At 63.5% G+C, this 11,412-nt stretch carries 9 protein-coding genes; 8 read left to right on the top strand and 1 reads right to left on the bottom strand.

Going from position 1 to position 11,412, the window contains the following annotated elements; translation table 11 throughout:
* From QZ079_RS04880 to QZ079_RS04845, 8 genes are all read left to right on the top strand, one after another.
* The coding region (locus tag QZ079_RS04880) for a sensor histidine kinase KdpD (RefSeq protein ID WP_297035820.1) at positions 1–952 on the top strand (952 nt) is incomplete at its 5' end.
* Entirely contained in the window at positions 945–1,685 is a 741-nt protein-coding gene (locus QZ079_RS04875) for a response regulator (protein ID WP_297035817.1), read from the top strand. The genes QZ079_RS04880 and QZ079_RS04875, both read left to right, overlap by 8 nt.
* A gap of 251 nt (positions 1,686–1,936) precedes the next feature.
* Positions 1,937–4,810, top strand: a complete 2,874-nt coding sequence (locus QZ079_RS04870) for a cation-transporting P-type ATPase (protein WP_297035813.1) — start codon at positions 1,937–1,939, stop codon at positions 4,808–4,810.
* A 35-nt stretch (positions 4,811–4,845) separates the two neighbouring features.
* A complete protein-coding gene (locus QZ079_RS04865) occupies positions 4,846–5,499 on the top strand; it encodes a TrkA family potassium uptake protein (RefSeq protein ID WP_022349872.1) in 654 nt (217 codons plus the stop codon).
* Positions 5,500–5,507: 8 nt separating this feature from the next.
* Entirely contained in the window at positions 5,508–6,167 is a 660-nt protein-coding gene (locus QZ079_RS04860; protein ID WP_297035807.1) for an NAD-binding protein, read from the top strand.
* A 91-nt stretch (positions 6,168–6,258) separates the two neighbouring features.
* Entirely contained in the window at positions 6,259–7,482 is a 1,224-nt protein-coding gene (gene queA / locus QZ079_RS04855) for a tRNA preQ1(34) S-adenosylmethionine ribosyltransferase-isomerase QueA (RefSeq protein WP_297035804.1), read from the top strand.
* Between the two features lie 156 nt (positions 7,483–7,638).
* Positions 7,639–8,937, top strand: coding sequence for a hypothetical protein (locus QZ079_RS04850; RefSeq protein ID WP_297035801.1), 1,299 nt, complete (start codon positions 7,639–7,641; stop codon positions 8,935–8,937).
* A gap of 45 nt (positions 8,938–8,982) precedes the next feature.
* Positions 8,983–10,119: an aldo/keto reductase gene (locus QZ079_RS04845; protein ID WP_297035798.1), complete on the top strand. Its 1,137-nt coding sequence runs from the start codon at positions 8,983–8,985 to the stop codon at positions 10,117–10,119.
* 489 nt (positions 10,120–10,608) lie between these two features.
* Here the strand turns inward: QZ079_RS04845 and QZ079_RS04840 are convergent, their stop codons facing one another.
* Positions 10,609–11,259, bottom strand: coding sequence for a lactate utilization protein (locus QZ079_RS04840; protein WP_297035796.1), 651 nt, complete (start codon positions 11,257–11,259; stop codon positions 10,609–10,611).
* Between the last annotated feature and the right edge of the window lie 153 nt (positions 11,260–11,412).

Genomic DNA, 11,412 nt, shown 5'->3' with positions numbered 1-11,412 from the left:
CGCCCCTGCGCCGCCCGTGTCTGCCGAGGCTTCAGAAATCGTTTCCATTCCCATGGGAGACGGCATATTCCTGCCCGTGCGCACGCATGATGAGGCATTCGGTGTGGTCGGTATTCGTGCTGCCGAGCGCGATATCGACTCGTTCGAGCTCTCCATCGCTCGTTCGATCATCGGCGAGTGCGCGCTCGAACTCGCCCGAGAACGGGAGGCGCGCGAGCGTGAAGAGGCTGCCGTGCTTGCGCGCAACGAGCAGCTCCGAGCAAATCTGTTGCGCTCGCTCGGCCATGACCTCCGTACGCCGCTCACGGCGATTTCGGGTGCGGCAGCAATTCTACGCGATGATTCCGGTCGCCTTGCGCCCGAGCAGCGCCGCGCGTTGCTGGACGATGTGTACCACGACTCGCTTTGGCTCATCGACATGGTTGAAAACCTGCTCACCATCACGCACTTCGACGAAGGCACCATCAAGCTCACCTTGAACTCCGAGCTCATCGATGACATCTTCGAAGCGGCGGTGTCACATCTCGCGAACCAAGCGGGCGAGCACCACATTGTCATCGAACCCGCGGACGAGATACTCCTCGTGCGCATCGACGCAAGCCTCATCATCCAGGTGCTCACGAACCTCGTGGGTAACGCCATCAAGTACACCCCGGCAGGTTCGACCATCCGGTTGTACGCTCGGCGCGAAGGGGCGCTCGTGCGTGTGACGGTCGCAGACGACGGGCCGGGCGTGGCGGACGATGACAAGCCGCATGTGTTCGATCGCTTCTATTCCGGTGCGAAGGCGGAGCGTCCCGCAGATGCGCAGCGGAGCTTCGGATTAGGGCTCGCGCTCTGCCGTTCCATCGTCGAGGCGCACGGTGGCGCCATCGAGGTGCACGACAACGTGCCCCATGGTGCTGTCTTTTCGTTCACGCTTCCCGCAGAGGAGGTCGCAATCCATGGATAAGGAACCGAAGCTAGCTTCAACGGCCGGTGCGGACAGCGCGGGGACGCTCTCCGTCCTCGTGGTAGAGGACGATGCGGCGGTGCGCCGTCTTATCGCGACAGCTCTTGCCATGCATGGCTACCACGTGGAGGCCGCCGCCACGGGCGAGGCGGCGATTCTCGAGGCGGCATCGCATGGCCCAGATCTTGTCCTGCTCGATTTGGGTCTTCCGGATGTGGACGGCATCGCCGTCATCAAGAAGCTGCGCTCATGGTCGAACGTGCCGATCATCGTGATTTCGGCGCGCATCGAGGAAGCGGACAAGATCGAAGCGCTCGATACGGGAGCGGACGACTATCTCACGAAGCCGTTTTCCGTGGAAGAGCTTCTCGCTCGCGTGCGTGCCTGGCAGCGACGTGCTCGCATGTCGCTCGGTGACGACCCGGGCGAGAGCGTGTTCGAGAACGGTCCTTTGCACGTGGACTATGCGGCGGGATGCGCGTATCTAAACGGTGAAGAGCTGCATCTCACGCCCATCGAGTACAAACTGCTCGTCCTCATGTGCAAAAACGTGGGAAAGGTGCTCACCCACACGTACCTTACGCACGAGATTTGGGGCACGTCGTGGGACTCCGACATCGCGAGCCTGCGCGTCTTCATGGCGACGCTTCGGAAGAAGATCGAGCGCGACCCGTCGCAACCGAAGCTCATTCAGACGCATGTAGGCGTCGGCTACCGTATGCAACGGCTGTAAAGCTGCAATCGCACCAGGCACCCCCGCCCGGCTGCGCAGGGTGCCCGAGGTTGCCGCGAAAGTCGAGCGCGCACGCCTTCGTGCGACGCCCGAAGGCTTGAACGGCAAGATCGGGCACCCTGCGCAGCCGGGCATTAAGATGCCACAAAGATATGGCCGAACCCCTTGAAGCTGCTTTTTCCCGTGACTAAGATGCTTTCGCAATCGCGGATGTGCTGCCGGCACTCCGCGATCAGGGAAGGAGAGGTTTCATGGGAAGCAGTTTGGGCTCAGGTGCCCCGGCATCCGTCGCCGCAACGGATCTGGATGCGCTCGATGCCATCCGCAAGGCACCCATCGACGGCGTGTTCGGCGAACTTGAGACGGCGCGCGTAGGACTCGCCTCGGACGAGGCGGCCGTACGCCAGGGGCGCTTCGGAAAAAACGTCATCCAAAGCGAAAAGAAGAAGTCGCCCGTCATTGCGTTCCTCGCGAACTTCACACACCTCATGGCGGTGCTTTTGTGGGTCGCGGGCACCATCGCGTTCATCGCGGGGCTCCCGGAGCTTGGCGTCGCAGTGTGGCTCGTGAACATCATCAACGGCGTGTTCAGCTTCTGGCAGGAGGCGCGTGCGAGCCAGGCGACCGAGGCGCTTAAGAAGATGCTGCCGGCCTATGCCACGGTGATTCGCGACGGCCAGGAGCAGAAGATCCTGGCAGAAGACCTCGTGCCGGGCGACGTCATGCTCCTTGCCGAGGGCGACAAGATCTCTGCAGACGCGCGCGTCATCGCGAGTTCAGACTTGCAGGTGAATCAATCCACGTTGAACGGCGAATCCACCCCGTCCCGCAAGACCGCGGACGCGGTGCTCGAAGAGGGGCTTTCCGCCGCGGAGATCCCCAACCTCGTCTTCGCTGGCACGAGCGTGTCCGAAGGCAACGGCCGCGCGGTGGTGTTTCGCATCGGCATGGACACGGAGTTCGGCAAGATCGCGAGCCTCACGCAGAACATGCAGGCGGCGGAGAGCCCACTCACGCGTCAGCTCAACCGCCTCACGAAGCAGGTCACCATCTTCGCCATGTGCATGGGCATCGCGTTCTTCTGCCTGTCCCTGTTCGTGGTGCACGAACCGTTCGCGTCGTCGTTCATCTTCGCGCTCGGCATGGTCGTGGCATTCATTCCTGAAGGCTTGCTGCCCACGGTGACGCTTTCGCTCGCTATGGCGGTGCAGCGCATGAGTCGCCGGAACGCCCTGGTGAAGAAGCTCGATTCCGTGGAGGCGCTTGGCTCCACGAGCGTGATCTGCACGGATAAGACCGGTACGCTCACGCAGAACGAGATGACCGTGAACCATCTGTGGACGGCGACGCGCGAATACGAGATCACCGGCGTGGGGTACGCGCCCAAGGGTCAGATAGAAGCCGAGGGACGCAGCTGGCGCGCTGTGGACGATGCCGACCTCGAGCTCTTGCTCGAAGGCGGGTTGCTCTGCGGCAACGCACGCCTCGCCGAGCCGGAAGAGGAGAGCAAGCGCTACGAGGTCTACGGTGACCCCACGGAGGCGTGCCTCATCGTTTCCGCGCAGAAGGGCGGCATCGATCGCGCCGAGCTCGAGGCGCGCATGCCCCGCGTGAAGGAGCTGCCGTTCGAGAGCCGCCGCAAGCGCATGACGACCGTGCATGCCCTTGAGTACCCGCTGGACGGGGCGCGCCGCATCGCGTTCACGAAGGGCGCACCGAACGAGGTCGTGCGGCTTTCGACCCATGTTCGTGTGAACGGCGTGGTCGAGCCCATGACCGAGGAGCTCCGCCAACGCATCATGGAGGCGAACGACACGTACGCCGCCGACGGCCTGCGCGTGCTCGCGGTGGCGTACCGCCCGCTCGACGGTGCGAACGCGGAGGCGGGTGTCCCCGATGCCATGAGCGATTACACGCCCGAGAATATCGAGTGCAACCTCACCTTCGTGGGGCTCGAGGTCATGATGGATCCGCCTCGTCCCGAAGTCGCGGCGGCTGTGGCAGAGTGCCATCGCGCGGGTATCCGCATCGTCATGATCACGGGCGACTACGGTCTCACCGCAGCGAGCATCGCGCGGCGCCTGAAAATCGTGGAGGGTGAGGGGCTATCCGTCATCTCGGGTTTCGAGCTTTCGAAGATGGGCGATGAAGAGCTCAAGGAGAAGCTTGCCGGCCAAGTGGTCTTCGCCCGCATGGCGCCCGAGCAGAAGCTCCGCGTGGTCACGGCGCTCCAAGAGATGGGCGAGATCGTGGCCGTGACGGGCGACGGCGTGAACGATGCCCCTGCGCTCAAGAAAGCCGATATCGGTGTTGCCATGGGCATCACCGGTACCGACGTGGCGAAGGAGGCGGCCGATATGATCTTGACGGACGATAACTTCGCCTCGATCGTCGCCGCGATCGAGGAAGGGCGCGCGGTCTACAGCAACATCCGCAAATTCCTGCTCTACATCCTGAACTCCAATGCGCCCGAAGCGGTGCCGAACGCTGTCTACCTGCTCTCGGGCGGTGCCGTGCCGCTGCCGCTCACAACCATGCAGATCCTTACCATCGATCTGGGCACGGATATGCTGCCGGCGCTCGGCTTGGGCACCGAGCCGCCGGAGGAGACCATCATGGATCAGCCTCCGCGCGACCCCAACGAGCGCCTGCTCAACCGTCGCGTGCTCGTGAAGGCCTTCCTGTGGTACGGCCTCATGGCCTCGATCGTCGCCATGGCTGGTTATTTCCTGGTGAACATGCTCGCTGGCTGGCCGGGCATCCCGCTCGCGGGCTTGGGCAACGACAGCGACCCGGTTTACATCCAGGCGACGACCATGACGCTCGCAGGCATCATCTTCGCGCAGATTGGCCAGGTCATGAACTGCCGCACCGAGACCACCTCGGTATTCAAGATCGGACTCTTCTCGAACCGCCGCATCCTCATCGGTATCGTGTTCGAAGTGGTGCTGCTGGTGGTTCTCACCACGTTCCCGCCACTGCAGGGCGTGTTCCACACCGCACCGCTGGCCTGGCAGGATTATGCGTTCCTCTGCTGCGTCCCGCCGCTGGTCATCGCTATCGAAGAGATTCGCAAGGCATGGTTGCGCCGCCGTGAGCGGGCGTGTGCCGCCGCGAAGCGCTAGAGTTGAGGATATACACCATCTGAAAGGTGGAGATTATGAACGTCATCATCGTAGGCATGGGTTTCATCGGATCGGGGCTCGCGTGGAAGCTCGCGCGGCAGGGGTTCTCGGTCACGGCGGTCGACCAGGACCAGAAAGCGCTCGATGCGCTGGGAGATTCGTTCCCTGGCAAGCGCGTGTGCGGAATCGGCCTCGACCGTGACGTGCTCCTGCGCGCGGGTATCGACCGTACGGACGCCGTCGTTTCCTGCATGCGTTCCGACGAGGCGAACATCGTGGTGGCGCATGTCGCCCGCTCGACGTTCCGCGTGCCCCGCGTCATCGCGCGCCTGCACGATCTTACGAAGGCCGATACATACCGTCGCTTGAACATCCAGACGGTCTCGCCCAATGCCTGGGGCATCGCGCGTATCGGCGAGCTCCTTACCTATAACCACCTCGATAACGTGTTCGAAGTGGGCTCAGGCGATGTGCGCCTGGTTCGCGCGGACGTGCCGGCGCTGCTCGACGGCGCTACCGTGCGCGAGATTTCCGCGCTCGGCGAGGTGCAGATCGTGAGCGTCTCGCACGATAACGAAACGTTCATCCCCACGCAGGGCACCGTGCTCGCCGCCGGCGACATCATCTACGCCGCCGTGGCGACCTCTGCCAGCAGGAAGTTCAAGCAGATGCTCGGCATCACCGATTAGGAGGAATCATGCAGGTCATCATTGTCGGCGGCGGCAAGACCGGCGCCCATCTCGCCTCCCGCCTCACGGACGACGGCATTGCGGTCACGGTCATCGAGCAGCGCGCTGAGGTCGTCGAGCGCGTGCGTCATATATGCCCGAACATTTCCGTTATCGAGGGGAGTGGTTCGGATCCCGAGGTCTTGGAGCGCGCGGGCGTGCGCATCGCGGATGCTGTCGCGGCTGTGACGGGATTGGACGAGACGAACCTCGTGACGTCGATGCTCGCGAAGATGGAATATGCGGTGCCGCGCGTTGTGGCGCGTGTGAACAATCCGGCGAACGCGTGGATGTTCACGGCGGTGAACGGTGTGGACGTGGGTGTGAACCAGGCCGAAATCACGGCGCGCTTCGTGATTGAGGGCATGGACGTGCATGACATGTACACGCTCATGAAGCTCGGTCGAGACGAGCACAGCATCGTACAGGTGGCGGTGGGTGCGCATGCCCGCGTGGCGGGACTCGCCCTCAAGGACATCCCGTTCCCGGCGGAGACCATCGTGACCGCCGTGGAGCATGGGGGCAACCTCATCGTGCCGAACGGTGATACCGTCTTGGAGTCGGGCGATGAGGCGATCATCTTCACGAGCGAGGAAGGCCGCGACGAGATTCGCCGACTCTTCTCATAAAGGCAGCGTGCGGCTACCTCGCTTCAGAACGGGTCGTTTCGCTTCGGCATCCGTGCTAAGCTATTCAGCCGGATAAGAAAGCGAGGTAGCCATGCGTACCGATGATTTCGATTACAACCTGCCCGAGGAGCTCATAGCCCAGGCACCGGCGGAGCCGCGCGATTCGTGCCGCCTGCTGGTGCTGCACCGCGGCGAACCGCTTGCGACCACGGGCGACGTCGTGCCGCTCGACGCCGGCGGCAGCGTGGAGCACCGTCGCTTCTACGACATCATCGACTACCTCGAGCCGGGCGATCTGCTCGTCGCGAACGAGACGCGCGTCATGCCGGCGCGGCTCATCGGCCGGAAGGCGAAGACCGGTGGCGTGGCCGAGACCTTGCTGCTCAACCGCCGCGAGGACATCGACCCGCTCGGACATGTGTGGGAATGCCTGGTGAACCCGGGCAAGCGCCTGAAGCCGGGTGCGGTGATCGAGTACCGCGCGGGCGGGATCCATGCGCCGGAAAGCGCTCCCGTGGTGCTTACGGGCGAGGTCGTCGACTTCGTGCCCGATAGCCGCGGCGGGCGCCTCGTGCGCTTCACACCGCAGGGCAAGGGCGCTACGGGCGAGCCTCGCACCCTCGATGAGGCGATCCACGCCGCGGGGCACGTCCCGCTGCCGCCCTACATCACGGATTACGCCGGCGACCCTGAGAAGTACCAGACGGTGTATGCCATGAGCGAGGAACATTCCGCCGCCGCGCCCACCGCAGGGCTCCACTTCACGCCTGAGCTCATCGAACGCCTCAAGCAGAAGGGCGTCGGTTGGGCGACGGTCGAGCTCGAGGTTGGTATCGACACCTTCCGCCTCGTGGAGGAGGATGACCCCACCGAGCACGTGATGCACACGGAGCGCTATCACGTGCCGCAGGAGGTGGTCGATGCCGTGCATGCCACGAAGGCCGCTGGGCACCGCGTGATCGCCGTGGGAACGACTGCCGTGCGCTCGCTCGAGAGCGCGTGGGAGGCAGGTGCTCCCGTGAGCGAACCGCCCGTCACGGCGCGCCGCTTCGAAGATGCGTCGGATGCCGCGACGGTGGTGGGCGCAGGCGACATCGTCGCCCGCGCGGACGCCACGACGAACCTCTACCTCATGCCCGGCTCGACCTACCATGTGGTCGACGGCCTCATCACGAACTTCCATGTGCCGCGCTCCACCCTCATGATGCTCGTTTCCGCGCTCGCCACGCGCGATCAGATCATGGACGCCTACGAGCAGGCCGTTGCGGAGCGCTACCGCTTCTTCAGCTTCGGCGACGCGATGTTCATCGAATAGCCCTCCCGGGGCGACACCCCGCGCCTGCGCGCGCCGTCCTGTCGGCACCGCTGATAGTTGACACGGGCGAAAAAACTTCGATTGCAACGAGCGGTGTCCGCATGGGCATATATCATTGAAGGAACCGAAGCTTCACGCGCGTTGGGGGAGTGTACCATGGCAGAAGACATGAACAAGCAGACGACGGAAGACCAGACGTTCCAGCAGGGACTGCAGCCCGTCGATTCCGGCGACCTTGCTCCCGTGCAACCCGTCGCTGGGGAGCCTGACGAGGTTGCCTCCCACGAGGTGGGGGCGTCTGCCGTGGAGGCGGTCGGCTCGTTCTTTACGACGGGCGCCGCGGCGATGAACGAGATGCGCAGCGCGCGCAAGGCGCATGCCGAGGCACGCGACCAGCTCGAGACCCTCGACGATACCATCGCAAACGAAGAGGCGGAGCTCGCGCATCGTCGCGAGATCGAGGGGAACTACGCGCAGATCATAGCCGACCAAACCGCCCGTCGCGATGCCGCCGCAGAGGCGGGCTCCGCCGCCGTGCAGGAGCAGAATCGCCTCCAGCAAGAGATCGACGCCTTGAAAGAGCAGCTTCAGCAGATGAAGGACGCCGATGCCCAGACCGACAAGCGGCTCAAGGCGGCGCTTGATGCCGCGGAGGCGCGCGAGGCGTCGGCGCGTGAGAACGGCGCCCGCCTGCAACGTCGCCTGGACGATGCCAAGAAAAATCTCGAGAAGGCCGAGCGCGAGCAGGCGGATGGTGTTGCCGCCGCCCAAGCCGCGGTCCAAAGCGCCGACGCGCGCCTTAAGATGCTCAAAGAGGAACAGGTGGAGGTTCAGCGCAACCCTTCGGCCAACTCCGCCGCCTACAGCGTGCGCTCAGGCGAACTCGAGCAGGAGATCGCAGATGCCGAGCGTGAGCTTGCGCTCGCGACGGCGGATCTGCCGCGCATCACGCGCGAGCTCGCCGATGCGCTCGAGTACGCACGACGTGCTGCCTCCGAGGCCGAGAAGCCCATGGCGGAGGCGAAGGCGGCATTCAGCGAGGTAAGTGCCGCTGCCGACGAGGCGCGAAACACCTATCGCGAGGCGAAGGATGCCGCTGCAGAGCGTCAGCGCGGCATGAAGGAGCAGATTTCCGCACAGGAGAAGGCGAAGCGCGAACAAGAGCAGGCTGCCGAGGATGCGCAGGCAGAAGCACACGACGCCCAAGCCCTCATCGACGAGGCGAACGACATCCACGCACATCCCGAGGTCACGCAAACCATCGCCGCGCGTCTCGAGGCGGATCGCGCCGAGCGTGAGCAGCAGGCTGCGGAAGTCGAAGAACTCGCGAGCGTGGAGCGGTCGGTTCGCGAGCGTACGCGCGGTTCGCGCACGAGGTTCATCGGCGCGATCGTCGGCATCGTAGTCGTGGTTGTGGCGATCGTGGTCGCGATCGTCGTGCTCCTGAACAAGTAATTTCGTTGTCGGCGAATCTTTGACCGCGAAGGAGCGGGGCATCTCATGCTGTATAAGGATTTCCAAGGGTGCAAGCTCTCCGCGCTCGGCTTCGGCGCGATGCGCCTGCCTGTTCTGGACGGGGGCGACGGCACGATCGATCAGGCGGCGACCGAGGAGATGGTCGCCTATGCCATCGGTCACGGGGTGAACTACTTCGATACCGCATGGGGCTACCACAACGGCACGTCCGAGGCGGCTATGGGGCGTGCGCTCGCCGCCTATCCTAGAGATTCGTTCTACCTTGCCACGAAGTTTCCCGGCTACGATCTTTCAAACATGGATAAGGTCGAGGAGATCTTCGAGGCGCAGCTCGAGCGCACGGGCATGGAGTACTTCGACTTCTACCTCATCCACAACGTATGTGAGCTCAATATCGACGAGTATCTCAACCCCGCGCACGGCATCATGCCGTACCTGCTCAAGCAGAAAGAGGCGGGGCGCATTCGCCATGTGGGCTTTTCCGCCCACGGAGCCATTCCTGTGATGGAGCGCTTCCTCGAGGCGTACGGCGAGCATATGGAGTTCTGCCAGATCCAGCTCAACTATCTCGACTGGGAGTTCCAGGATGCCAAGGGCAAGGTGGCGCTGTGCCGTGCGCACGGGCTGCCCGTGTGGGTCATGGAGCCGGTCCGCGGCGGCAAGCTCGCGAACCTTTCTTCAGAGGATGTGGAGAAGCTCGCAGCCCAGCGCCCGGATGAGACGCCTGTTGCCTGGGCGTTCCGTTTCGTGCAGAGCGTCCCCGAGGTGTGCGTGACGCTTTCCGGCATGTCGAACTTCGAGCAGCTGAAGGAGAACATCGCGACGTTCGAGGAGGAGCGGCCGCTCACCGATGCCGACCGCGCCGTGCTCGACGAGATTGTGGACGGCATGCTCTCGCAGGGGACGGTGCCGTGTACCGCATGCCATTACTGCACGAGCCACTGCCCCCAGGGACTCGATATTCCGGATCTGCTTGCCCTCTACAACCAGCGCAAACTCACCGGTAACGGCGACTTCATCTCGCGTATGCGTCTGCAGATCATGGACGAGGACAAGCGTCCGAGCGCGTGTATCGGTTGCGGCAGCTGCGCGGCGGTGTGTCCGCAGCAGATCGACATCCCGTCGGTGCTCGCCGAGTTCGCGGCTGCTACTGCGCAGTAGCCGCTTGCCGACACTTTTCTACCGTTGGCGAGGTGCGCGTATTCGGTTGTTTATCGCTTGCTTGAGCGGGAACAAAGAGAGTGACAGACAGGGTCGCTTCAGAGAAGTAAGCGACGACCGAAGGAGGCGAGTCCAATGGGTTTAGAAGATCAACCGCAAGCGTTCGGGCTCGTTGCCTGCGGATTTGAGGCTTAGCTTTTGGGGTCTATGCCTGTAGCAACCCGTTGATTTCCGTCGCAGCATGGATTGAAGCCAACGAAGATACGCAGACCAGCTCGAAGGCATCTATAGCGGTTGGGGGCTCCTTCCAGGGAAGGAAAGCCGAAGCTCAAGAGATGCTTGGGGTGAGTCCAAAGTACAGAACACAGGGGCGGCATCGCAGCAGCGGTGGCGCCCTTCGTTTTGCCTCTTTTTCCTAAGGGACATTACAATACCGGCCACGCCTGGGAGTCAGGCGCGGCCGGTTCTTCATAGGTTTGTGCAGGTAGATTAGTAGCCCAGCTCCTCGCCGATGATGACCACGCGCACGCGTCCGGCACCGCGGGCGTGGCGCGTCACGACCATGTTGCAGCACATGCAGCCGGCGGCATGGCATTCCGCGCAGGTGCCGGTGAGCTCGCACGGGGTGTTCGTATGCAGGCGCGCGGCGTTGAGCGGGCAGGCGACGGTGCGGATGCGCTTGAAGCCTGCGTCCACGTCCGCGACGACCTTGTTCATGCCCACGAGCGCTACCACGTGCGCGGGGCCGTGAAGCAAGAGCGAAAGGCGGTCGCTGTTGCCGTCGATATTCACGAGTTCGCCGTTCACGGTGAGGGCGTTCGCGCTCATGAAGAACCAATCGGCGCTCGTGCGGTCGCGCCACATCTCGCGCTGTTCTTCGGGGGTCGAAGCCGTTGTGCGATCGACCATGCGGTAGCAGCCCGCGTTATCGAGCGCAGCCTTCATGCCCGACTCCTTGAACGTTTCGCTTCCGCCCCACGTCACGGAGTCTCCCGCTTTCATCCACGACAGCACGAGCTCGACGGCCTCTCCGCGCGAAGCGCAAAAGTGGCCTTCCATACCATGTTGCTCGAGCTTCTTGATGATGCTTGCCGCGGTCTTCGCTCGCGAGGCAAGGACGGTCTCGGTACGCTCTGCCATAGAATCACCTCTCTTCGTAGCTCGCCCAAGGTGTTCTTTACGAAATCTATGGTAGCGCTTCGAGACCGTCCTTCAGGAGCGGAAAAGAAGATGTTCCGGTTTGATTACGCGCGATGCGTTTTTCCCACGCGTACGCCTGCGGCAACGGCCGCG

Origin of the sequence: uncultured Enorma sp. (assembly GCA_905210055.1) — a bacterium.
GTDB lineage: Bacteria > Actinomycetota > Coriobacteriia > Coriobacteriales > Coriobacteriaceae > Enorma.
The sequence above is the reverse complement of the archived record's forward strand: the minus strand, read 5'-3'. Positions and strand labels throughout refer to the sequence as shown.

Bases quoted from the DNA above. Each gene is read 5' to 3' on its own strand.
- QZ079_RS04875 (WP_297035817.1), top strand. From the start codon at position 945: ATGGATAAGGAACCGAAGCTAGCTTCAACGGCCGGTGCGGACAGCGCG.
- QZ079_RS04870 (WP_297035813.1), top strand. From the start codon at position 1,937: ATGGGAAGCAGTTTGGGCTCAGGTGCCCCGGCATCCGTCGCCGCAACG.
- QZ079_RS04865 (WP_022349872.1), top strand. From the start codon at position 4,846: ATGAACGTCATCATCGTAGGCATGGGTTTCATCGGATCGGGGCTCGCG.
- QZ079_RS04860 (WP_297035807.1), top strand. From the start codon at position 5,508: ATGCAGGTCATCATTGTCGGCGGCGGCAAGACCGGCGCCCATCTCGCC.
- queA (WP_297035804.1), top strand. From the start codon at position 6,259: ATGCGTACCGATGATTTCGATTACAACCTGCCCGAGGAGCTCATAGCC.
- QZ079_RS04850 (WP_297035801.1), top strand. From the start codon at position 7,639: ATGGCAGAAGACATGAACAAGCAGACGACGGAAGACCAGACGTTCCAG.
- QZ079_RS04845 (WP_297035798.1), top strand. From the start codon at position 8,983: ATGCTGTATAAGGATTTCCAAGGGTGCAAGCTCTCCGCGCTCGGCTTC.
- QZ079_RS04840 (WP_297035796.1), bottom strand. From the start codon at position 11,259: ATGGCAGAGCGTACCGAGACCGTCCTTGCCTCGCGAGCGAAGACCGCG.